A 24778-nucleotide genomic window follows, 5' to 3' on the forward strand; every position below is an offset into this window, starting at 1 on the left:
GCAAAAATACGAATTATAATAGACCTAAGAATTGAAGCAAAGAATATCTAGGGCAAAAATACCGTGAGAGATGATATAAACCTTCTAAAATCAATTATATTTGCAAGTCATTAACAGTGTGAAAATTGCGTGAGGGATAGTAGCAAGCTACCCTGTAGCGCGGATAGCCCGACCTGTAATGAAATGGAAGGGCACGCCCAAAACCTATTTGAGAAAGAAGAATGAAGCATATTAGAAACTTTTGTATTATAGCGCATATCGACCATGGTAAAAGTACATTGGCAGATCGATTATTGGATTATACCGGTTCGGTAACTGCTCGTGAGGCACAGGCTCAGTTGTTAGATAGCATGGATTTGGAGCGAGAGCGTGGAATCACTATAAAAAGTCACGCGATACAAATGGAGTATACTTATAAAGGTGAACAATATATATTGAATCTTATCGATACTCCTGGTCATGTGGATTTCTCTTATGAGGTTTCTCGATCTATTGCTGCCTGCGAAGGAGCGTTGTTGGTCGTAGATGCTGCACAAAGTATACAGGCTCAGACCATTTCTAACCTGTATTTGGCTCTGGAGAATGATCTGGAAATTATACCCGTACTTAATAAAGTGGATTTACCTAGTGCTAATCCAGAAGAGGTAACCGATGATATTGTGGATTTGTTAGGATGTGATGCTGAAGAGGTAATCCCGGCCAGTGCAAAAACTGGTATTGGGATCGAAGAGATTTTGGAAGCGGTAATCGAACGCATACCTGCCCCAGAAGGAAACCCTGAAGAACCATTACAAGCACTAATTTTTGATTCGGTGTACAATCCTTTTAGAGGAGTAGAAACTTATTTTAGGGTAGTTAACGGAGAAATCAAGAAAGGACAACAGATTAAATTTGTTGCAACGGGCAAGAACTACTTTGCAGACGAAATAGGAACGTTAAAGTTGAATCAGGTTCCTAAACAAGTTATAAAAACGGGTGATGTAGGATATCTGATTACAGGAATTAAAGACGCAAGGGAGGTAAAGGTAGGAGATACAGTTACCGATGCCAAAGTACCTACTCAAAATGCGATTGAAGGATTTGAGGATGTAAAACCAATGGTATTTGCAGGGATTTATCCAGTAGATACTGAAGATTATGAAGAGCTTCGCGCTTCTATGGAGAAACTACAGCTTAATGATGCCTCGCTGGTATTTACGCCAGAGAGTTCTGCAGCTTTGGGGTTTGGGTTTCGATGTGGATTCCTGGGGATGTTACACATGGAAATTATCCAGGAACGACTAGAGCGAGAATTTAATATGACCGTAATTACTACGGTTCCTAACGTATCTTATCATGCGTTTACCAATAAAGAACCAGATGAGGTAATTATTGTAAATAACCCTTCGGATTTACCCGACCCTTCAAAAATGAATCGGGTAGAGGAGCCTTTTATTAAAGCTTCGATTATTACCAAAGCAGACTTTGTTGGTCCGGTAATGTCATTGTGTATTGAAAAAAGAGGACAGATTACCAATCAAACCTATCTTACACCAGAACGTGTTGAGCTGACTTTTGATATGCCTTTGGCAGAGATCGTTTTTGATTTTTATGATCGTTTAAAAACCGTTTCCAAAGGGTATGCTTCTTTTGATTATGCTCCTATTGGTCTAAGAGCGTCAAAACTGGTGAAGGTAGATGTACTTTTAAATGCAAATACGGTAGATGCGCTTTCTGCACTATTGCATCAGGATAACGCATATGATATTGGTAAGAAAATGTGCGAAAAACTGAAGGAACTCATCCCAAGACAGCAGTTTGATATTCCTATCCAGGCAGCTATTGGCGCTAAAATTATTGCTCGAGAAACCGTGAAGGCGCTTCGAAAAGATGTTACTGCCAAGTGTTATGGCGGAGATATTTCTCGTAAAAGAAAATTACTTGAAAAACAGAAGAAGGGTAAAAAGCGTATGCGTCAGGTAGGTAATGTAGAAATTCCTCAGGAAGCGTTTATGGCCGTACTGAAGTTGAATGACTAACCAGTCATAGACCTAAACTAGAAATATACTTGTAAGAAACAGACTTCTTTTTATTTCAGTCAAAAGAGGTTTAAGTGCAATTTTATTCGCTGAAATACTCATTTTTTCTAAAAAATTTGTATCTTGCGGTCGGTAAACCCCTAGACCTAAGTAATTTGTAGCGATGCGTATGATTTACTGCTATATCATAAAGTAGCCATTTGTACGTTATCACTATTGCACTAAACTAACAACTATGCAAAATTTTTCGCCTACCCGTATTCCTATTTATGTGTATTTCTTTGCTATTGCCGTTGTGCTGGCGTGTTTGTCGTAAAGAATAAAACATTATTTTAGTTCAGCAGATTTCTGCTTTTATCCATCAATAACCCAACAGTTTATACTCGGGTTGCAAGTTTTTTGTCGTTGATCATTTTTGATAAAATGTATTCAACTCCATTATCATTATTACTCTTTGTGGTGTAATTAGCAACTTCTTTTACGTTGGGGTGTGCGTTTTCCATGGCAAAGCTGTATTGTGCACGTGTCATCATCTCTAGATCATTATTATAATCTCCAAAAACCAGTGTTTCTTGGGTAGAGATCTGATATTTTTCCTGTAATTGCTGCAGCGCATGGCCTTTGTTTGCCAAATTATGAGACAGATCCAACCAAATTTCTCCAGACACTTTTACTTTTAGCTTGTCTTCTAAATGTTTTAAGGCTGGATACAGATATTTTTCGGATCCTTTTTGATTACAAATTGCAATTTTGAGGTATTTATCATTGGTAACTTCTGCCAGGTTTTCTACAATTTCATAACGTCCATAATATTCTGAAAACATATCTACAAAGTCTTGTCCGTAGTCTTCGATGTATCCTTTTTTTCGGCCACAAAGAATCACCTGAGAGCCTTTCAAAGTTCTGGCAATTTCCAGTAGCTCCAAATAGGTTTCCCGATCAATTTCGGTGGTTTGAAGCTCTTTGTTTTGTCTCATAGTAAGTGCTCCATTCTCTGCAATAACATAGATATCATCTTTGATAGGTTTTAGCTTATCGATAATGCTATAATATTGTCTTCCGCTTGCGGCAACAAAGGTTACTCCGAGTGCATTAAGCTCTTCAAAAAGTTCGAAAAAATGACGACTTACTTCTCCTTTAGAATTGAGTAGTGTTCCGTCCATGTCAGTAGCGACTAATTTAATCTGTGATAAATCCATAACAATTGTAGTTTCCTAGGTTAAAGGTATAAGAGTTTGTGCTAAAACTAGGGCTATTTATGTGAAGATAATATTAATTTAGCCGAAAAGCGGTATTTTAGAACAGTTTGGTAAGCTGCAAGGGACCAACAACAAATAAATATGAAATTCTTCCAAAAAGAAATACGACTACAACCATATCCCAGAGGGTTTCACTTAATCACTCGAGAAATAGAAGCCTTGTTTCCTGAGTTGAAAGAAATACAAATTGGTCAGTTGCAGGTATTTATTAAGCATACTTCAGCGAGTCTTACGATCAATGAAAATGCAGATCCTACAGTACGACAAGATTTTGAAAGTCATATGAATGTGATGGTGCCCGAAGACGCTCCGTATTACATCCATACCTACGAAGGTCCAGATGACATGCCTGCGCATATTAAAGCTTCGCTAATGGGAACCTCGGTGCAAATACCGGTTACTAAAGGAAGGTTAAATTTGGGAACCTGGCAAGGAGTTTACCTATGTGAACATCGGGATTATGGAGGTGCCAGAAAGTTGGTGTTGACCGTGTTTGGGTCCTAAAAGAAATTAGAATATCAAGCTTATCGAATCATAAACTTTACCATCCGATAAGCCTAATTTCTATATATTAATCAAACCATTGTGCCCATGGAATTCTGGATAACATTAGAATCCAAGCCAGGGTATAAAAAATGGCTAGCATTTTGAACTTTGGAGTAGAGGTCAATTTCTTTTTGTGCTTAGAATACCCTACGGTAATAAAAGTAATCATGAGAATCATGGTTAGCGGATGCTCTACATTATACAATCTTAACGTAGAATCTTTCATGATTTCTCCCATACCATGTGTTCCTGAAAACCACACGACAAGAGGAGATAAAAAGAAAATCACAATTCCGATCAGTAGTTGAATGTGTGACACAATAAGAGCAAATAAAGAAACTCTAAAATCTTTGGGTGCATACTCTCTCTTGGTAAAGAAACCGATTAAGGCATTTATAGTAGCCAAAGTAACGATTAATAGTACCAGATACGCCCAATAAGAGTGAACAATTTGAATAGCTTCGTACATAGTGAAGTGTTTATGTGTTTCGTTTTTTCAAAGGTAACTATAAAGAATAAAAAAACCTCATTCTATCAGAATGAGGTTTTTTGGTTGGTATGAGTTACAGATTAGTTAAATAAGTAACGTAATCCGATTTGCATTTGCCATCTAGAAGATTGATTTCCGAAGTCATCAATTTGCTCTACGTCGTCAATTACGTTTTCGTTTAATTGGAAAGTAGGCACATTGTTTCCGTCGATATCAACGATATCTAATAAGTTTACTTCACTAGAGATAAACTTTCTAACTCCCCACTCCTTGTTTAAGAAGTTTCCAAAGTTTAAGATATCAGCAGTTAATTGTAAACCATGTCTGTTTTCTCCAACTTGAATAGAGAAATCTTGTACGAATCTTAAGTCGAAGATGTGGTTCCATGGTCCTCTGTCACCATTTCTTTCAGCATAATCTCCTCTTCTTTCGCTTAGGTAATCATCGTTTTCGATATAGTTGTTAAACGCTTCCCACTGTGCAGCTTGCTCTGCAGCTGTACCATCAAATTGGATTTCGCTAGCGTCTCTTGGTACGTAGATTAATGCACCATCATCAAAATCATCGTTAAGTACTAATTCGTTATTCTCATTTCCGTAAGTGTAAGAGAATGGACGAGACTGAGTTGCTTCATATACCAAACCAAGAGTAGTTTTGATATTTTCTGTCCATTTGAACTCATAAGAAATATTACTGATGATTCTGTGTCCAGCAGAGAAATCAGAACGGGTTAACGGTTGTCTAGCGTTTTTACCATTTACGGTTACCTGGTTGTTCCACTGAGAACTGTTCTGAGATGAAGTAGCATCAAAGATGTTTTCAGAATCACCATAAGAGTAAGAGAAACTTCCTTGGAAACCATTATCGAATGGTTTTGTTAATGTAAAAGAAGCATTCCATGAATACCCTTCTCCGGTGTTAGAAGCTAAGTAGATTCCAGAACCGTAAGTTGAATCGATACGATCAAACAGGTTGTATCTTGGTCTGTTATCAGGACCATTATTAAGTGTTTCTGAAGCTTCTCTGATGTTTAAGTTTTCGTACTGCAACTGAGTAATGTTGTCTTGGTAAAGAAGGTCTGCAGAAGCAATAAGTCCCCACCAAGGTAATTTTTGATCTACAGCGATGTTGTACTTCATGATCTGTGGTAACTTAGTATCAGGAGCAAACAAGTCAATTTGTCCACCTACATCACCAGAACCAGGAGTTAAGTGTCTTGGCTGTGTATTTACATCTGGGTTAAAGAAGATAGGATCGTTAAAATCTCTTGCATCACTTACCCCTTGAGTAATACCATTGTTGTTATATGTTCCACCAGCCCATACTAATGGTACTCGAGAAGTAAAGATACCTAGACCACCACGAAGTTGTGTAGTTCTGTCTCCGTTTACATCCCAGTTGAAACCAATTCTAGGAGCGATATGTGCTCTCGATCTGATCGCTTTTCCTACTCTAGCACCCTGAAGATCTTTTCCAGCTGCTTCAAGAAGGGCTACAGTTCTTGTATTAAAGTCTTCGTTTACTAATCCGTCATCCCACATTGGAATATCCACACGTAAACCAGCAGTTAATTTGAAGTTATCTGTCATTTGTACTTCATCCTGAACGTAGAATCCAAGAACAAGACGATCAAATTCTGCAGCTCCAGTAGACTCATCACCTATACCACCACCTGGAAGTAGTGAGTAGTTGTAGTCGTAACGGCTAACCTCTTCGTTGTTTAAGAAGGCATCTACACCTGTAGTTCCTGCACCACTATTGTCAAAGTATCTGTAACGTCCAAAGTTATTTCTGAAGAATAAGTTCTTTGTAGAAGCAAATTCGTTTTGAGTACCAATAGTAATCGTATGTCTTCCGGAGAAGATACTAAAGTTGTTTGCGAATGTAAATACATCCTGATCAAGAAGGTTTGCAGTACTGAAACGCTCTGCACCAAAGTTAATTCCTCCGTCTCCATCATCTAAGAAAACAGTTGGGAATGGGTCACCATCAGGATCACGGTCATCTCTTACCAAAGAGTATCCTAAGATTAAGTTGTTAGAGAATTTATCTCCAATAGTAGAGTTCCACTCCAAAGTAGTTGTATTTGCAACACTTTCGAATAATTCAGACCCATTGGTAAAGTTAATAGTACCGTTGCTAGATCCTCTTCCTTCTAAGTTTTCAGACTTCACGTAGTTGTTCTTGATGAAGATCTGGTTGTTGTCATCAATGTTCCAGTCTAAACGAATGGTAAATGTATTACCTAATAGAGTAGAAGCATTGTTGTCAAATGTTCCAATATCGTAGTTGTAACGACTTAATATTGTTTGTCTTAAGTTGGCAAGATCTTGTGCAGAAGAGTTACCTCTATAGTTCGAGATGTTGAAAGGAGCAGGAGTTTCGTTGTCTATTCTCTCGTAGTTTGCAAAGAAGAATAATTTATCCTTGATGATCGGTCCACCAACTCTCATACCATAAGTAAGCGCAGTAAACTCATCAGTTTTTTCTCTTTCTTCGCCTTCTTCAAGTAAATCAACAGGCGTTTTACCTACTAAATCTTCATTTTTGAAGAAGGTATAGGCAGAAGCTTGCCATTGGTTAGATCCAGAACGAGTAATCGCGTTGATCGCACCTCCAGCAAAACCTGATTGTCTTACGTCAAATGGAGCAACATTAATCTGGAAAGTTTCAATCGCGTCGATAGAGAAAGGGTTGATTCCCGTTTGTCCACCATTCGTTCCCGAACCTGCAAGACCAAAAACGTCATTGTTTACAGCACCATCAATATAGATACCATTGAAACGGTTGTTTTGACCAGCAATAGAAACAGAGAAACCGTCATTTCCTTCAGTCAACTGAGCCTGAGGAGTTACTCTCACAAATTCTGCAATCGCTCTAGATGTGTTAGGTAAGGTGTTAATCTCACGCTGTGTTACTGTAGTTTCGGCTCCGGTTTTTCCAGAATCGAAAACACCATCACGAGTCGCAGTGATCACCACTTCTTCTAGCACATTAGATGCTTCTTGAAGTTGCGTATTGATCTTTTCAGCTTGTCCTAATTGAAGAAACACTCCATCTTTAATAAAACCTTGAAAACCAACATATGTAATTGTTACACGGTATGGTCCTCCTACACGCATGTTATTAATGCGATAAAATCCATCAAAATCTGTAGTTACACCGTACTTAGTCCCGGTTGGACCATGAACAGCTAGTACTGTTGCACCTGGTAAAGGCTCACCAGTGTTGTCAACAACTTTACCATTCATCGATGATGTAGTTACCCCTTGCGCATACGTTTCCCCAACGAATGCTAACAGGATTACAGCAAGTAAAAATGTAATCTTTTTCATTATAAATAATTGAGTTAATTAATCCGTGCAAATGAACAAATCTTTGTGGAAACCTACTTTATCTTAACGTTAAGACTTTTTCACAAAAATTTTATGGTATTAAAGTAACTATAAATATGGATGACGTTGGTTGTCAGCGAGTTGAAAATTTTCAAAAGTTATTAACTAAAATTATGTTAATTAATTCTTTTTTTAGAAATGCAACTTTAACATTTTTAAGCAGTCAATGAGTCAAAAAAAAGCCTTGAAATCGTCACTTTCAAGGCTTTTGTTTTATTTAACTAAATACTTTTTTAGAAGGTTAGCTGTAGAAGAGTCATGTTGATAACTCTCAGAATTGTTAATTTCGGATAGAATTTTTGTAGCCAATTGCTTACCTAATTCTACTCCCCATTGATCATAACTGAATATATTCCATACGATTCCTTGCACAAAAATTCGTTGTTCGTACATAGATATCAGTGCGCCCAAATTTTTGGGAGTAAGTTTGTCGATTAAAACCGTAGTGGTAGGTTTATTTCCTTCAAATATTTTAAAAGGAGTAAGTTGATTGATTTTGGCTTCTGAAAGATTTTTAGAAGATAACTCCTCGACTACTTCTTCTTTGGTTTTACCGTTCATCAAAGCTTCGGTTTGTGCAAAGAAATTAGCCATCAATTTGTCTTGATGGTCCTGATCTCCAAACAAGCTATGTTTGAATCCAATAAACTCGGCCGGAATCAATTTTGTTCCCTGATGAATCAATTGAAAAAAAGCATGTTGCGCATTTGTACCTGGTTCTCCCCAAATAATGGTTCCGGTTTGATATGAAATGGGATTTCCTTTTCGATCTACGCTTTTTCCATTACTCTCCATGATCCCTTGTTGTAGATACGCGGGTAATCGATGAAGGTATTGAGAATAAGGAATGATGGCTTCACTTTCGGCTCCAAAAAAGTTATTGTACCATACGCTTAGTAGGCCAAGTATAACTGGAATATTCTCTTCAAAAGGAGTGTTTTTGAAATGTTGATCCATTTCATAGGCCCCTTCTAACAATGCTTCAAAATTATCATATCCCAAAGAAAGGCTTATAGATAAACCAACTGCGCTCCAAAGAGAAAAACGACCACCAACCCAATCCCACAGCGGGAAAATGTTGTCTTCATCAATTCCAAATTTGGTCACGTTTGCAATGTTGCTGGATACGGCTACGAAATGCTTGCCGACTGCCTCGTTAGGCGCATTTTGTGTAAACCACTTTCTGGCTGTAGTAGCATTAGAGAGTGTTTCCTGGGTAGAGAACGTTTTTGAAACAACTACAAAAAGTGTGGTTTCGGGATCTAAGCCTTTTAAATTTTGATGCGTGTGATCTCCATCAACATTAGAAATAAAATGTACATTCAGATGGTTTTTATAGTACTCAAGGGATTCCGTAATCATTACCGGACCAAGGTCAGAGCCACCGATACCAATATTCACAATATCTGTAAAGGCTTTCCCGGTATATCCCTTTAGCGTTCCAGAAATCACTTTGTTACTAAACTCCTTAATTTTTTGTTTTACCTCATTAACTTCGGGCAGCACATTTTTACCGTCAACTTCTATATTTTTATTTACAGGAGTTCTAAGTGCAGTGTGTAATACTGCTCTATCTTCGGTTTCATTAATTATGCTACCTTCAAAATAGTGGGTGATGGCTTCATCTAATTTTACTTCTTTAGCAAGATCAATTAAAAGGTCTTTGGTGGTTTGATCAATTCGGTTCTTTGAGTAATCCACATAAAAATCTTCCCAAGCTATCGTAAAGAGATCGGCACGTTGTGGGTGTGTAGCAAAAAGCTCTTTTAAATGCTTTCCTTTTATATTCTCATAATGTGATTGTAGTGCTTCCCAGGCTTTTGTGGTGGTGGGGTTAATAGTTGGTAATGCCATTTTTATAAAATTTCTTTTGGTTTAAATAGAATACTGTCTAGCTCAGTTTTTAAGGGCTCTATGTGGTTAAAAAAAGCAGGCCTTAAACTATCGGCTAGTGGTTTTGAAGAAGGTAAATCTTGTTTAAAAGGATCAACTTCTTTTCCGTTTTTCCAGAATCGGTAACATACATGAGGGCCACTAGTGTTCCCGGTCATACCGATATACCCGATAACATCCCCTTGTCGTACATATTCACCTACTTTTACGGCTTGTCGGCTCATATGTAAATATTGAGTGTCATAGGTTGCGTTATGTCTTATTTTTACATATTTACCGTTACCTCCTCTACGTTCAGACTTGGTAACGATTCCGTCTGCTGTGGCCAGGATAGGAGTGCCAATAGGAGCAGCAAAATCGGTTCCTCGATGCGGTCTTATTTTATTTCCGTAATATTTAATTCTTCGTTTCAGGTTATACCGCGAAGATATTCTACTGAATTTTACTGGAGCTCTCAAAAAGGCTCTTCGCAAATTATTGGCTTCGTGATCAAAATAATCTACGCCCCCATTAATAGAGTCGTCCTGAAACCTGAATGCGTAAATAGGTTTGCTTCGATGTTCAAAATATGAAGCTTTGATTTGGTCAATTCCCGCGGGAATAGTATCGTCTATAAATTTTTCAGTATAAATTACTTTGAAACGATCTCCCGCTTGTAATCTTGTAAAATCAATAGTCCAGGCATAGATATCTGCCATATTATATGCTACCAAAAAGTTGAGATCCAAATCGTCAAAGGTTTGCATTAAACTGCTGGATATGGTGCCTGATGCGGATTTTTCAACTAGTTTTACAGGTTTTTTTCTTTTTTGAGCAATAATCGAGTCTCTAAAATCGATAACCGTGTAATCTATCTTATTGTTTTGATATACAAATACCTGAGCATTTGCTGAAGTGTCTTTGGATTTGAGTAACATGTAAGGCTTACCAGCTTGTATTCTAGCTACATTGAAAGTATCTTTGATGGTATTAGTGATTTCAAACACTTTGGCTCTGGTTACTCCATGGGCATCCATAATTGCACCAAAGCTATCACCGGGCTTTACGGTATCTTTTACTACATTAAAATTTTGAAGTACATACCCAAACTCACGAACAACAGGAGCTTCTTTTTTTTCTTCTTTTACTTCAGGAACAGCTGCTTTTTCTTCTTTCTTTTCTTTTTGACATGAAAACACTACCACTATAAAGAGTAGCAAGTAACCTATATGCTTCAACTGATGACTATTTTATTGTTTGGTATTAAATTGATGAGTTACCCATTGTTGCCCCCAGTTTTCTTTCTCTTCGTCACTCCACAAATTCGGGAAAAACATAATTCTTTGAAAACTAGGAGGTAAAAAACTTTTCCAGTTTGTTCCTCCAGTAGCAAGTACTTCACCTTTATCTCTGTTAAGATACCTGTAGGCAGCACCCATATGCATTAATAACCAATTAATATTTACATTGGTGTCAAAAGTACGCAATGCTTCGATAAGGTGCACATTATTTTGCTCTTTTTCTGGTAGTTCGTGGTATTTATGGAAAATAGTTGAGTGTTGTACTTGTTTAGCAATACGCATCATCCTAGGAGTATATCGATATTCGAATTGCTTTAAAGTAAGTGTTTTTTCACCGGTTTCGGCGTCGGTAGCTCCAGATTTCCAATAGAGATGCTCAAAAACCTCTCCCAACGGATCTTGTTCAGAAAATTGATCCCTTTCTTTGGTATTTACCAAATTGACAAGAGGAGTACAGTAAATTTCAATCAATCGAAATTGAACAGATTGAAACCCACTGGCAGGTAGTAAAGACATTCTGTATTTTAGAAACTGATCTCGATCCATCCCCTTGATCATCACATCAAAGGAGTTAATCAATACCCTAAAATACCGATTTACACGATCGAGTTTGGCTGTAAAAAAAGCCGCATTCTGTAATTTATCATCTATAATTTGCTTTAGTTCATGAATAATAAGTTTGAAATAAAGCTCAGTTATTTGATGATAGGTGATAAAAATTTCTTCATCAGGGAAATGAGTTCTGGGGATTTGAAGACTAAGCAAGGTGTCTAAATGGATATAATCCCAATAGGTCAAATATCGATCATGAAGTAACCCATCAAGATAAGATCCCAGATCTTGACCTGAGTTCTTGAATTTAGTTTCTAATTGCTTTAGTTTTTCTGCAATTTCTGGATTAACCGGTTCGCTCATTTAGTCTACAACAACTTTAAAAGGGTGTTTTAGACCTTTGAACGCATCCAGATCTGCTTTGATAGATCCTACAAGGATGTCGGCTTTAATTCTTACCGGCATGCGATTATCATCATCGCTCACCCAAACGGTCATACTTTCTTCTTCTTTGAAAATTCTATCCGCTTGTACAAAAGGTCTAAATTTTAAACATGCAATTTTACCCATTTTCGTTCGAATAACCTCTCTTCCTAAGAACTTTAACTTAAAAACGTAGTTTTCGTTATCAAAAAACATATTTACAAATTGTTCATCACCTTTTTTTAGAGAAGTGGTATTAATACTATTTCTTAGATAGTAAAAAGAAGACATCATATCCTGCACATTGGATTTTACAGGGAAAGTCTCTTTGGTGTTGTACTTTTTATTGAAAACAAGAGCTTTTTTCTGACTATGATCAAAGTTGATTTCGATATCCTTGGTATGCCCTCCTTCATTAATTTTTCTAATGAATCGATAGGGTTTTACTTCGGATTTATCGATATAGGTTTCATATAAGTCTTCAACTTTAAAAAAGAGACTAAGGACTCCCGATGATTTTCCTTCTCCAATAATATGATGAACAGGTACGCCGTTTAGTGTTTCATCTTTTACTTGCAAGGTGGCATAACTTGCAGTAAACCAGCCATAGTGGATTCTGAATTTAAACCATTCTCCAGATTCAAAAGCTTGATGGTTCTCTTGTGCTATAGCAGAAGAAAATGCTAAAACGGCAATGAATAGTAGGATAAGCTTTTTCATAGTTTGGGTATTATAATTGTTTCACCTAAGATGTATTATACCCTAGATGATTACAATAAATATTCCAAAAGTAGTATTAAAAGTAATTACTTAAAAATGAATATTGTTATCAAAATATAAAAAGAACAAAAAAGAGAGCCACCACAGCTCTCTTTTTTACTTTTATTAACCAACTAAAAACTTAAATTATGAGAATAATTATTGTTTTAGATATAAGTGGTAACCACTCCACTCATATTACAAAAATCAACTTTTTTTGAATAATTATCAAACGAAAACGTTTTTTTATTATGAATTTTAACAAAAATTTAGATGAAAATCCATAATTTTTCAATTTTCTCAAGATATTAACACTCTTTATTAGAATATCCGAAATGTTAAAAATCAGATATAATTACAAAGTTCCTCGTTGGGCTTGTTCTCTTTCAATGGCCTCAAAAAGTGCTTTGAAATTTCCTTTTCCAAAGGATTGTGCACCTTTTCTTTGAATGATTTCAAAAAACATGGTAGGTCGATCTAACACCGGTTTTGTGAAAATCTGAAGTAAATACCCTTCATCATCACGATCAATCAAAATACCAAGGTCTTTTAATGGTTGTAGATCTTCATCGATTTCACCCACTCTATCTAATACAGTATCGTAATACGTTGCCGGAACGGTCAAGAACTCCACTCCACGGTTCTGAAGTTCAGAAACCGTTTCTATGATATTATCGGTAGCAACAGCGATATGTTGTACTCCTGCACCGTTATAAAACTCTATATATTCTTCGATTTGAGACTTTTTTCTCCCTTCAGCTGGTTCATTGATTGGAAACTTAATTCGCCCGTTACCGTTGCTCATTACTTTGCTCATAAGCGCAGTATATTCGGTAGAAATATCTTTGTCGTCAAAAGAAACTAATTGAGCAAAGCCCATTACTTTGGCATAAAACTCACACCATTTGTTCATCTCGTTCCATCCCACGTTTCCTACCATATGATCGATGTACTTCAAACCTACGGATTTTGTTTTGTAAGGTTTGTTCCAGGCCATATATCCGGGTAAAAACGCGCCTTTGTAATTTTTGCGCTCTACAAAAATGTGCACTGTTTCTCCATAAGTGTGGATTCCAGAAAATACCACTTTTCCATGCTCGTCTTCTTCAGTTCTGGGTTCCATGTATGATTTGGCACCACGTTTTACAGTTTCGTTATAACTTTTGGTAGCATCATCTACCCAAAGGGCTACAACTTTTACTCCATCACCGTGAGCATTGATGTGTTTGTTGATTTCCCCGTCTGGTTGCAAAGGAGAAGTTAAAACCAATCGTATTTTGTCTTGCTGTAGGACATAGGAAACCCTATCCTTTTTTCCTGTTTCTAGTCCAGCATATGCAACGGGTTCAAAACCCCATGCGGTCTGATAGTAATAGGCTGCCTGTTTGGCATTACCTACATAAAGTTCTACATAATCTGTTCCTAACAAAGGCAAAAAATCTTCTGCTTGTGGAACCACTTTTTCTAAATTCTGTGGTGTTATATTGGTCGACATAATATTGTTATTTCGTAATTAATAGTTATAATGAGATTCAGAAATGGTATTATCTCCAAATCAATAAGGATTAAAAAATGAGAAACAACTTACCACATGGCTCGCAAATGTGGTGTAATATCAATTCTATTATTAAGCATGGTTTTACTATTCTGTGGTTTTACTCTAACCATGATTTATGATAACTTTCGTCAGCAATTTCCATAGCTTCCTGAGTAACCATTAACGGTTTAAAAGTATCTACCATTACTGCTAATTCATCGGTTTTGGTCTGGCCAATACTGCGTTCTACTGCTCCTGGATGTGGTCCATGAGGTATTCCCGCCGGATGCAAAGAAATATGTCCGGCATCAATATCGTTTCTACTCATAAAATCACCATCTACATAATATAGCACTTCGTCACTATCGATGTTACTGTGATTATATGGCGCAGGGATCGCTTGCGGATGATAATCGTATAATCTTGGTACGAAAGAACACACCACAAAAGCATCTGTCTCAAAAGTTTGATGTACTGGTGGTGGTTGATGTACTCTACCAGTTATTGGTTCAAAATCATGTATAGAAAAAGCATAAGGGAAATTGAAACCATCATAACCCACAACATCGAATGGATGAGTGGCATAGATCATATCAAAAATTTCATCCTGTTTTTTTACTTTGATCAAAAAATCTCCCTTTTCGTCATTGGTTTCTAATTCATTGGGGGCTCTAAGGTCCCGCTCACAAAAAGGAGAATGTTCTAACAATTGACCAAACCAGTTGCGATATCTTTTTGGAGTATAAATAGGTCTTCTTGATTCTACAATAAATAAACGGTTGTCTTTAGTATCAAAGTCCAGTTTATAGATGGTTCCTCTTGGGATTAAGATATAATCGCCGTATTTGAAATCGATGTTACCCAGGTGACTTCTAAATTTCCCACTTCCTTTGTGGATAAATATAAGCTCGTCGGCATCTGTATTTTTATAAAAATAATCCGTTGTAGGATTTTGAGGAGCAGCCAAAATGATGCTTACATCAGAATTGGTCAATACATTTTTTCTGCTCTGTAAATAATCTTTTTCAGGTTGTACTTTAAAACCATGAAATCGATACGATTTGATATTGTTTGCTATTGCGATTTTTGGAGCAACACTATAGCTCCCTTTGATTTCTTTTACTTGAGTAGGGCGATGACAATGGTACATGTTTGTAGACATGCCATCAAAACCGATGGTACCAAATAATTGTTCGTAATATAGATTGCCATCCGGCTTTTTGAAGATCGTATGGCGTTTAGGTGGAATTGTTCCTAAAGAATGATAAAAAGGCATGATGATTTTATTTAAGGTATTAACACTACTTTTTTTAAGACAAAAAGAGTGTAGGCCTTATTCCGGATTACGTTTAATAAGGTAATGTAACAGTAGTAATAAATCCTGCCAAAACAAACTCATAACAGTACAAATATCGGAAATATTTCTATTCTTTTGCGTGAGAATCTCTTAAAACCAAAAACCTACACTAAAGAACCACTCGCTTTCTTTCACTTCTGGGGAGTAGGTATATTTTACCTGAATGGGTCCTGCAAAGGTATCCAGGCCATATCCTAGAGCGTAACCAGTAAATTCAGGTTCTTCAAACCATCTACCTGTGCTGAATAGTTTGTTGCCTACGTTAGCAAAATTGGCTCCAACATTTACATGATTTTTTTTGAATATTTCATAGTCTACAGCAACAAGTCCTTTCATAAAACTTCTTCCGGTTATTCCCAAAAAATCATAGCCATAAAAAGGGATAAAATTATTAATGGTTTTGGCACCAAAACCTCCTAATAGAAAATCCAGAGAATTAATCGCATTATTTCCAATTTTGGTTCCCGCCTCAAAAGCAATATTCATCGAAATCTTATCCGTAATTGGTCTAGCATATCCCAATTGTGCTTTTGCGATGGAGAACTCGTCGAAACTGTCGGTAAAATCTGAAGAGAATAAATAGGTATGTATATCTCCTTCAAACAAGATTCCTTTGGAGGGGAAATATTTATTGTCGTAAGTGTCAAATTTGAAATAACCAAAAGCACTCCAATAATCACTATCATCAAAAACGGTTCTAGGAATTTGGTTTTCGTCTTCACCAAAAGTTTCAGAAATGATCCGTAGGCGTTTATATTCTGCACCCAACCCAACAGAGAAAGTTTGGTTCAACAGGGTTTCTGCATAGAATTGAAGATTAAAATCGGTATAATCAATGTCGATGGTATTAATCCCCAGGTTTGGGATTTCGCCAAACTGTCCGATAAAACTAAAGTCAAACGCTTTGGTGAAATTGGTGTAGCTGTATTTAAGCCCAGTACTCCAATAAAATCCTTTATCGATATAATAATCAAGATTATATCTGATATTATCCCCCAACGCCACATCCAGGGAGAGAACATCATTATTAAATAACAAACTTTTGCGGGTCACATTAACAAGAGCAGCGGTTTGGTATAAGTCGTCATAATGCAATGCAAAACGCAGTAACATTTTGTTTTCGGTTTCTCTTACATTAAGAGCAAGCTCTTTTCCTTCTTCATGATCAATTAATCGATGACTTACTCGATCAAAGTTTCCGGTTCCCGAAAGGTTATTGATACCTTCATTGAGTTTGTCGTAAGAAATTACAGATGGTGTTTTTAATTTTAATTTCCCTCTGATATACGCACGAGTGTATCTTTCGTTTCCTGTTATAGACAAACTGTTGATTAGTAAAGTTTCGGCATTCTTAGGAATTTCAATATCTGGTCTTGTAGTTTTTTGACTTCCGGCAATATCTTTCAGGGTTTCATAGTTCGAAAAAGCGGCCTTCTCACCGCTAGCCATAATTTCGTCAGCTCTATCAAAAGACATCACCGAAAAATCCATAATAGAAGGTTTTATATAGATTTCGGTTTCATCTACTTTATCCTTCATAGCATTGATCGTTCTGAAATTGCTAATCTGAAGCATGATATTGGTTACCGAATTGAGTTGATCCCTTGGCATTAATGAATCCTGTACGTCTATACCAATCACGATTTCTGCACCTTTTCCTTTAATTTCTCTAATAGGATAATTATTAGAAACACCACCGTCTGTCATTAATATTCCGTTCACTTCAATAGGGCTAAAAATGGAAGGCAACGCTCCACTAGCCGCTACAGCCTCTGGTAGATATCCCTTATCGAGTATAACCTGTTCTCCTGTTTCGATGTTGGTCGACATACAGAAAAAGGGAATAGGTAATTGATCAAAGTCGTGAACATCATTTACGTGTGCGGTGAATTGCGAAAATTGGTTGTAAAAATTTTGGCCTTTTGATAGCCCTTTGGGAAGGCCAATTTTAAACTTATCAAAAGGAAGGGTTACTGCGTATTTTTCAGAATCTTCTTTTTCATAAAACGTTTTGGCAGCTCTGGGAAGTTGATCTTGGATAAATGCATCAAAATCTACAGATCTGAAAATAGAATCTAATTCTTTGGCGCGGTATCCAGAAGCATAAAGTGCTCCCACAATAGCTCCCATACTGGTACCACCGATATAATCAATACGTACACCTGCATCTTCTATAATCTTGAGTGCACCGATATGAGCCAACCCCTTGGCACCGCCACCACTTAAAACCAATCCAACTTTTACATCTTCTTGGTCGGTAAGGTTTAGGGAATCCTGAACTGCTGTAGTTTGTGACCACAATGTTTCTGTAAAGAGCACTATAAAAAACAGTACGCTAATCAGAAAATGGGAAGGGGTGTGGGTATGGGTCACCATTATTCTTTTTTAGAAAGATAGTAATTATATATTTTGGTTGCTTTAGAATCTCCTATTACTTGAGCAAGTTCATCCTTTGCGGCTTCCTGTATTCGTTTAACCGATCTAAAGTGCTTCAGTAATTCGACTACTGTTTTTTCCCCGATTCCTGGGATATCATCTAACTCGGTATTCAATGCAGCTTTGCTTCTTTTTTGTCTGTGAAAAGTAATCCCAAATCGGTGTGCCTCATTACGTAAATGCTGTATCACCTTAAGCGATTCTGATTTCTTGTCCAGATAGAGTGGTATCGAATCCCCTGGATAATAAATTTCTTCAAGCCGTTTGGCAATACCGATAATGGTAATTTTACCTCGTAATCCCAAAGTATCAAGGGCCTTTAATCCCGAGGATAGCTGTCCTTTACCTCCATCTACAATGACTAATTGTGGTAGTGGTTGCTCTTCGTCTAATAATCGTTTGTATCTTCTATACACCACCTCTTCCATGGAAGCAAAATCATTAGGCCCCTCTACAGTTTTGATATTGAATTTTCGATATTCTTTCTTGCTAGGTTTACCATTCTTAAAAACCACACACGCAGCTACAGGGTTGGTTCCCTGAATATTGGAGTTATCAAAACATTCGATATGTCTGGGTTCTTCTGGCAATCTAAGATCTTTTTTCATCTGGGCCATCAATCGTTTTACATGCCGATCCGGATCAATGATCTTTATTTGCTTGAACCGCTCCTGGCGATAGTATTTGGCATTTCTTAAAGAGAGGTCTACAATTTTCTTCTTATCCCCTAGTTGAGGGATAGTGATTTTAATCTCTTCTCCCACATTAACATCAAAAGGCACAAATATTTCCTTGGATGTAGAACCAAAGCGCTGTCTAATCTCGATAATGGCTAGTTCCAAAAGTTCTTTGTCTGATTCTTCTAATTTTTTCTTGATTTCGGTAGTGTGAGATCGAATTATGGCACCATAAGACAATTGAAGAAAGTTGATATAAGCGTACGATTCGTCCGACAAGATCGAAAAGACATCAACATTACTGATCTTTGGATTTACTACAGTAGATTTAACCTGATATTTTTCCAAAACGTCAATTTTCTCTTTGATGCTTTGGGCATCTTCAAATTCCATTTTGGCAGCATGATCAACCATTTGTTCTTTAAAACCAGACAAGGACTCTTTAAAGTTTCCTTTTATAATTTGTCGTATGGCATTGAGGTTGTCGTTGTATTCTTTTTCCTCTTGTAACCCTTCACAAGGTCCTTTGCAGTTTCCTAAATGATATTCGAGGCATACTTTGTATTTTCCGGCATCGATTTTATCCTGAGACAAATCATAGTTGCAGGTTCTTATAGGATATAGCCCACGGATCAATTCTAATAAGGTTTGTACCGTCTTGACCGAGGTGTAAGGCCCGTAATACTCAGAACCGTCTTTGATCAGGTTTCGAGTTTGAAATACTCTAGGGAATCGCTCTTTTTTTATGCAAATCCATGGATAGGTTTTATCGTCCTTGAGCATCACATTAAACCTGGGTTGATACTTTTTGATCAGATTGTTTTCAAGAAGTAAAGCATCGGTTTCGGTATCGACCACAATGTGTTTGATCGTTCGAATTTTTTTGACTAATACTTTGGTCTTGTAGTTGTCGTGATTTTTGGTAAAATACGAGGATACTCTTTTCTTAAGATTTTTGGCCTTACCTACATACAACAGTTTATCATCTTTGTCGTAGTATTGATATACCCCTGGTAAATTAGGTAAGGTTTTGATCTGTATGTCTAGTGAGGGTTGTTGCATATTCCGAAGGGTAAATTTAATAGTTTACCTAGATTGGTACCTATATCTTTAAGGTTTAATTTTTGTTAAATCCTATCGAATCACAAGGGTTTTTATTAAAAATACTTAATTCTGTACAATACAACCCGATTTTTATTACATTAGTAGTCCTATTATTCCAATTCAGTTTTTTGAAAAAAGAAAAGAAAATAATTGGCAGGACGGATAAGGTGGATTTCCCGCTACTCGAATTAAATGATATCGATGCCAAAGTCGATACAGGAGCGTATACTTCTTCTATTCATTGCGTTGCTATAAAAGAGATTGATCAAACATTACAATGTAGTTTTCTGGATGCTACGCATCCTGAGTATAATGGTAAGAAATTTACATTTAAAAATTATGATATCTCTGCGGTAAAAAGTAGTACCGGTAAGGTAGAAATGCGGTATGCGATCAGAACACAAATTACAGTATTCGAAAAAACCTATCCGATAACTTTAAACCTATCCCCAAGGGACGATATGCGTTTTCCATTGCTTATTGGGCGTAGGTTCTTGAGCGGAAAATTTTTGGTAGATCCTCAATTAGAAAATCAGAGTTATAATCAAAAACTGTAATGAATATCAAGATCTTGTCGCGTAGTGCGAGTTTGTATTCGACCAATGCACTTGTTCAAGCAGCGGTAAAAAGAAAACACAATGTCCAGGTAATCGATCCACTTAATTGTGATATTGTTATAGAGCGGCAAAAGCCAGAGATTTATTATCGTGGTCGTCGTCTCGATCATGTAGATGCAGTGATTCCGAGAATTGGATCCTCGATTACCTTTTATGGTACTGCGGTGGTTCGACAGTTTGAAATGATGAATGTGTTTACCACCTTAAAATCCCAGGCGCTGGTTCAATCTAGAGATAAACTAAGAAGTTTGCAGATATTATCAAAGGCTGGTCTCGGGCTTCCGAAGACAGTGTTTACCAACTATTCCAAAGATATTTCTGAGGTGATATCTCATGTAGGGGGAGCTCCTTTAATTATTAAGCTTCTTGAAGGTACTCAAGGATTAGGAGTAGTTCTGGCTGAAACAAGTACAGCTGCAGAATCGGTACTGGAGGCTTTTAATGGATTGCAAGCACGGGTAATTGTTCAGGAGTTTATCAAGGAAGCCAAAGGAGCAGATATCCGAGCATTTGTGGTTGATGGTGAAGTGGTAGGTGCAATGAAACGGCAGAGTAAAGAAGGAGAGTTTAGATCCAATTTGCATCGAGGAGGCACTGCCCAATTGATCAAATTGAGTCGGCACGAAGAGCAAGCAGCTATTTTGGCGGCCAAAGCTTTGAAAATGGGAGTTGCCGGTGTAGATTTGCTGCAAAGTAACCGAGGGCCATTGATTTTGGAGGTAAATTCATCTCCAGGCCTAGAAGGAATCGAAGGGGTGACAGGTAAAGATATCGCAAAGTCGATCATAAAATATATAGAAAGAAGCGTATAAGGTACATGACACAAAGTAAGGAAAAAGATATTTTACGCATTTTAGGAAATGAGGTGCCACTAGGAACAAGTACTACGATCAACTTTAATATTGCCAAGTTATATACATCGACCAAAGTAGAAATTCCTATTATTATAGAACGCTCAAAAAAGCCGGGGCCAACGGTTTTAATCACCGCGGGAATTCATGGAGATGAGATTAATGGAGTCGAAGTTGTAAGACAAATTATTGCCAAGAAAATCAACAAACCAGATAGAGGAAGCATTATATGTATCCCCGTACTTAATGTATTTGGGTTTTTGAATATGGATCGTTTCTTTCCCGATGGAAGAGATTTAAACAGGGTTTTTCCGGGAACCAAAAATGGTTCACTGGCAAGTCGATTTGCCTATCAATTCGTAAATGAGATTCTTCCTTCAGTAGATTTTTGTTTGGACTTTCATACCGGTGGAGCAAGTCGATTTAATGCACCACATATCCGAGTAGATCAAAAGAATAAACGGTTAGTAGGTCTGGCCAAAGTTTTTAACGCTCCTTTTATTCTGTACTCCAAAAACCTTGAGGGTTCTTATCGATCAACTTGTGCCAAAAAAGGCATAGATATTTTGTTATTTGAAGGAGGGAAATCTCAAAACAGCAGCAAAGATATTGCGGTAGAAGGCGTAAAAGGAGTGATGCGTATTCTTAATCACCTAGAAATGCTGAAGCCTACTTTTGAAGTGCCTGAGGCACATGCCGAAAGTATTGTGATTAATAAGAGTTCTTGGATGCGAGCCAAATACAGCGGATTGTTGCATATTAAAATACCGATTTGCAAGCATGTTGAAAAAGGGGAGATTCTGGCGACTATCACAGATCCCTACGGAAAAATGAGGCACGTGGTAAAAGCAAGTAATGATGGGTATGTGATCAATGTAAATGAAGCTCCGATTGTGTACAAAGGAGATGCGATATTTAGAATTACCAAAGCCCTAGAAGATGAATAAAGAGGCGTTGAGGTCAAAATATAAAACGCTAAGATCCCTATTGAGTACCGATGAGATCGATACAATGAGTATGGATATCGCCAACAAAGCATTAGAGCTTCTGATATGGGACAGTAGCTTTTATCATATCTTCTTACCCATACAAAAGCAAAAAGAGTTAAATACAGAATTTATACTTCATATCTTACAAGGAAAAGATAAACATGTAGTGGTTTCAAAAAGTAATTTTGAAACCTATACCATGGAGAATTTTTTGCTTACGGATACTACCCCTTTAAAAGTAAATTCTTTGGGAATTCCCGAACCTGTGGATGGAATACCGATTGCGAACCACCAAATAGAAGTTGTTTTTATTCCACTGTTGGCTTATGATCGAAATGGAAATAGAGTGGGATACGGCAAAGGATTTTATGATAGGTTTCTAGAGAGTTGTCATCCAGATACCGTGAAAGTCGGACTTTCATTTTTTCCGCCAGAAGATAAGATTGAAGATAGCACTTCAGAGGATGTATCCTTAGATTTTTGTGTTACCCCATCCGAGATATTCAAATTCAATAAAGAAAATAAACAATAAGGAACTAAAAGGATTATTTTTTTGGGAATGCCTTTTTGTTAAAAATGATCAATAAGAACACACCAACACTTATTGCAGAATCGGCAATATTGAAAACAGGATCAAAAAACGAAAAGTGTTTTCCACCCCAAACAGGAATCCAATCAGGTAAGATATCATCATAAAAAGTAAACTGAATCATATCTACCACTTTTCCATAAAAAACACTTTCATATCCACCAGCTTCTGGTAAAAAGGTTGCGACATTACTCACAGTACTTTCTTCAAAAAGGATTCCATAAAAGATAGAATCAATGATATTACCAAAAGCACCGGCAAAGATCAATGCAATACAAAAAGTGAGTATCATCGGACTGTTTTTTCGAACAGAATCATATAGCCAATATCCAATCCCAGTAATGGCAACCAATCGGAAAAGAGTAAGTACCAATTTACCATAGCTGCCTGGTAGTTCAAACCCCCATGCCATACCTTTATTTTCTACAAAAACAATTCTAAACCAATCAAAGACTCTTACCTCTTCATGTAATGCGAAATGTGTTTTTATATAAAATTTGGAAATTTGGTCGATAAGCAGAACCAGAACGATAACTAAAATAGATTTCTTCAAGGACATAGATATACCGTTTATTACAGGTAATAAAAGTGACGGACAAAAATAGTGTTTTATTTTGTTTTATAAACACTTATGTCTCCACTTATAGAGGTTAAATTGATTTTGTAGGGTCCATAGATATCCTGAGAACGAATTTTCCCGGTTTTGGTAGCGGCCTTAACGGTCGCATTTTTTGTAGATAGCGTAATATCTCCTGCAATAGTATTTATGGTTGCATGACCTTGATAAGCCTCTAAGATGCAATTGCCAGCACTAAACTCTGCAAATAAATTTTTGAATCCACCAACGATCTTTAAGGAAGCCGTATTGGATTTTACCGTTACTTTAAGATGTGAAGGGATTTGTAATACCACTTTTACAGCATATACTTTGTGAGCGCTAAGCTTATCATTGTGATGTTGTGAAAATGGCTGAACATCATCCTGTAGATACAGCTTATTTTCTTTTGTAGTACTTCTGATAAGTAAGTGGTCTTGATACTCTCCTTCAGAAATTGCATTGTAGGTAATATTAGATGTTTCTGCACTAGTAATTTCAATCTGGAATGTGTTGTGTAGAGTAATCACAACTTCTTCAAACCCATTGGAGGCAATAGTACGATCAAAAGAGGATTGAGCATGTACCTGGAAATAGAACAATACAAATAAAAGCAAAGAATTTAGCCACCTCATATTTTTCAAGGTAACTAAATTCTCTAGAATTATAAAAAAGATATACGAGTTCTTACTGTTTACGGATAAAAATGTTTCCGCTTATCGTTTTTAAGTGCAAATCACTTTGAGGATCCCCAAAAGTACCTGTTACTTTACTACCTACAATTCGATTTTTACCTTGATCAAAATTGAGGTCTTTATCAGAGTAAATCATCCCAGAGATGGTTTCTGCTTTTAGTTTCGATTTTGCAATATTGATATCGATATCTCCGCTAATGGTTTTAAGATCCATGGTCCCATTGTAATTTTTGATGTCGATATTTCCGCTAATAATGTCTACCTCGAGTTCTCCTCTATAATTTTCAGAAGCCACGCTACCAGAGATACTTTTTATAGTAAGCTTATAGCTTTTTGGTAGATACAAGGTATAATTGGCATCTATATCCATATTGTTGCAAGGACCCCAGTTGTTTTTGGATTTTTTTTCTTTTTTCCATTTATCAAATAGATCACCGTAGCTTGATTTGATATCCAAAACCGAAGAGGAATTGTTGATTTCCAGATCAAAATACTCATCAAATTGACCGCCATTGATTTGTACTTCTGCTTTGAGATATACTTGGTTTTTGTCCCAGGTTTTGATATTAATATCGTCAGCAAATTTGAATTCTACTTTTACACGATCTGCTGAAGTATTGATCTCTTTTTCGATTACCTTTTGTGCGAATACTTGACCTACGAACAAGGATAGTATCGCTAGAGTTATTAGATTTTTCATGTTGTTTGTTGTTTTT

General features: G+C 36.8%; 20 protein-coding genes. 6 read left to right on the top strand and 14 right to left on the bottom strand.

Annotated features, from left to right (window positions below; all coding sequences use genetic code 11):
• The first annotated feature begins 221 nt into the window (after positions 1 to 221).
• Positions 222 to 2018: a translation elongation factor 4 gene (gene lepA / locus BUE24_RS11525; RefSeq protein ID WP_073316161.1), complete on the top strand. Its 1797-nt coding sequence runs from the start codon at positions 222 to 224 to the stop codon at positions 2016 to 2018.
• 377 nt (positions 2019 to 2395) lie between these two features.
• Here lepA and BUE24_RS11530 read toward each other — a convergent pair whose 3' ends face one another.
• Positions 2396 to 3217 carry a Cof-type HAD-IIB family hydrolase gene (locus BUE24_RS11530; protein ID WP_073316162.1) on the bottom strand — a complete coding sequence of 274 codons (822 nt, stop codon included), beginning with the start codon at positions 3215 to 3217 and terminating at the stop codon, positions 2396 to 2398.
• 141 nt (positions 3218 to 3358) lie between these two features.
• Here BUE24_RS11530 and BUE24_RS11535 point away from each other — a divergent pair, with 141 nt between their 5' ends.
• Positions 3359 to 3781 carry a secondary thiamine-phosphate synthase enzyme YjbQ gene (locus tag BUE24_RS11535; RefSeq protein ID WP_073316163.1) on the top strand — a complete coding sequence of 141 codons (423 nt, stop codon included), beginning with the start codon at positions 3359 to 3361 and terminating at the stop codon, positions 3779 to 3781.
• A gap of 67 nt (positions 3782 to 3848) precedes the next feature.
• Here BUE24_RS11535 and BUE24_RS11540 read toward each other — a convergent pair whose 3' ends face one another.
• The 10 genes from BUE24_RS11540 to uvrC form a co-directional block, all read right to left on the bottom strand.
• Positions 3849 to 4292, bottom strand: coding sequence for a hypothetical protein (locus BUE24_RS11540; RefSeq protein ID WP_073316164.1), 444 nt, complete (start codon positions 4290 to 4292; stop codon positions 3849 to 3851).
• Between the two features lie 101 nt (positions 4293 to 4393).
• Complete coding sequence (locus BUE24_RS11545) at positions 4394 to 7648, bottom strand: TonB-dependent receptor (protein ID WP_073316165.1); 3255 nt, start codon at positions 7646 to 7648, stop codon at positions 4394 to 4396.
• 273 nt (positions 7649 to 7921) lie between these two features.
• Positions 7922 to 9562, bottom strand: a complete 1641-nt coding sequence (gene pgi / locus BUE24_RS11550; protein ID WP_073316166.1) for a glucose-6-phosphate isomerase — start codon at positions 9560 to 9562, stop codon at positions 7922 to 7924.
• A 2-nt stretch (positions 9563 to 9564) separates the two neighbouring features.
• On the bottom strand, positions 9565 to 10818 hold the full coding sequence (locus BUE24_RS11555) for a peptidoglycan DD-metalloendopeptidase family protein (protein WP_073316167.1): 1254 nt from the start codon (positions 10816 to 10818) through the stop codon (positions 9565 to 9567).
• Positions 10819 to 10830: 12 nt separating this feature from the next.
• Positions 10831 to 11796, bottom strand: coding sequence for a tryptophan 2,3-dioxygenase family protein (locus tag BUE24_RS11560; protein WP_073316168.1), 966 nt, complete (start codon positions 11794 to 11796; stop codon positions 10831 to 10833).
• Positions 11797 to 12576 (bottom strand): DUF3108 domain-containing protein, encoded by a 780-nt coding sequence (locus BUE24_RS11565; RefSeq protein ID WP_073316169.1) that lies wholly within the window; start codon positions 12574 to 12576, stop codon positions 11797 to 11799.
• A 394-nt stretch (positions 12577 to 12970) separates the two neighbouring features.
• Positions 12971 to 14110 (bottom strand): 4-hydroxyphenylpyruvate dioxygenase, encoded by a 1140-nt coding sequence (gene hppD, locus BUE24_RS11570; protein ID WP_073316170.1) that lies wholly within the window; start codon positions 14108 to 14110, stop codon positions 12971 to 12973.
• Between the two features lie 160 nt (positions 14111 to 14270).
• Positions 14271 to 15428 (bottom strand): homogentisate 1,2-dioxygenase, encoded by a 1158-nt coding sequence (locus BUE24_RS11575; RefSeq protein ID WP_073316171.1) that lies wholly within the window; start codon positions 15426 to 15428, stop codon positions 14271 to 14273.
• 171 nt (positions 15429 to 15599) lie between these two features.
• Positions 15600 to 17885, bottom strand: a complete 2286-nt coding sequence (locus BUE24_RS11580) for a patatin-like phospholipase family protein (protein WP_084549496.1) — start codon at positions 17883 to 17885, stop codon at positions 15600 to 15602.
• Complete coding sequence (gene uvrC / locus BUE24_RS11585) at positions 17885 to 19684, bottom strand: excinuclease ABC subunit UvrC (RefSeq protein ID WP_073316172.1); 1800 nt, start codon at positions 19682 to 19684, stop codon at positions 17885 to 17887. The genes BUE24_RS11580 and uvrC overlap by 1 nt, the downstream gene beginning before the upstream one ends.
• Positions 19685 to 19854: 170 nt before the next feature.
• On the opposite strand from uvrC, the gene BUE24_RS11590 reads away from it, so the two are divergent.
• Genes BUE24_RS11590 through BUE24_RS11605 form a run of 4 tightly spaced genes read left to right on the top strand, consistent with a single transcriptional unit; the run spans position 19855 to position 22715 of the window.
• Positions 19855 to 20283 (top strand): ATP-dependent zinc protease family protein, encoded by a 429-nt coding sequence (locus BUE24_RS11590; RefSeq protein WP_073316216.1) that lies wholly within the window; start codon positions 19855 to 19857, stop codon positions 20281 to 20283.
• Entirely contained in the window at positions 20283 to 21155 is an 873-nt protein-coding gene (gene rimK / locus BUE24_RS11595) for a 30S ribosomal protein S6--L-glutamate ligase (RefSeq protein WP_073316173.1), read from the top strand. Before BUE24_RS11590 ends, rimK begins: the two co-directional genes overlap by 1 nt.
• Positions 21156 to 21160: 5 nt before the next feature.
• Complete coding sequence (locus tag BUE24_RS11600; protein WP_073316174.1) at positions 21161 to 22141, top strand: succinylglutamate desuccinylase/aspartoacylase family protein; 981 nt, start codon at positions 21161 to 21163, stop codon at positions 22139 to 22141.
• Entirely contained in the window at positions 22134 to 22715 is a 582-nt protein-coding gene (locus tag BUE24_RS11605; RefSeq protein ID WP_073316175.1) for a 5-formyltetrahydrofolate cyclo-ligase, read from the top strand. The genes BUE24_RS11600 and BUE24_RS11605 overlap by 8 nt, the downstream gene beginning before the upstream one ends.
• A 13-nt stretch (positions 22716 to 22728) precedes the next feature.
• On the opposite strand, the gene BUE24_RS11610 is transcribed toward BUE24_RS11605, so the two are convergent.
• The 3 genes from BUE24_RS11610 to BUE24_RS11620 are packed head-to-tail and all read right to left on the bottom strand — an operon-like array spanning position 22729 to position 24762.
• Complete coding sequence (locus BUE24_RS11610; RefSeq protein ID WP_073316176.1) at positions 22729 to 23331, bottom strand: lipoprotein signal peptidase; 603 nt, start codon at positions 23329 to 23331, stop codon at positions 22729 to 22731.
• A 50-nt stretch (positions 23332 to 23381) separates the two neighbouring features.
• The gene (locus tag BUE24_RS11615; protein WP_073316177.1) at positions 23382 to 24002 is read right to left on the bottom strand and encodes a DUF4097 family beta strand repeat-containing protein; all 621 of its coding nucleotides are present in this window, start codon (positions 24000 to 24002) and stop codon (positions 23382 to 23384) included.
• Between the two features lie 52 nt (positions 24003 to 24054).
• The gene (locus BUE24_RS11620) at positions 24055 to 24762 is read right to left on the bottom strand and encodes a DUF4097 family beta strand repeat-containing protein (RefSeq protein WP_073316178.1); all 708 of its coding nucleotides are present in this window, start codon (positions 24760 to 24762) and stop codon (positions 24055 to 24057) included.
• Between the last annotated feature and the right edge of the window lie 16 nt (positions 24763 to 24778).

Origin of the sequence: Aquimarina spongiae (assembly GCF_900141785.1) — a bacterium.
Lineage (GTDB): Bacteria > Bacteroidota > Bacteroidia > Flavobacteriales > Flavobacteriaceae > Aquimarina > Aquimarina spongiae.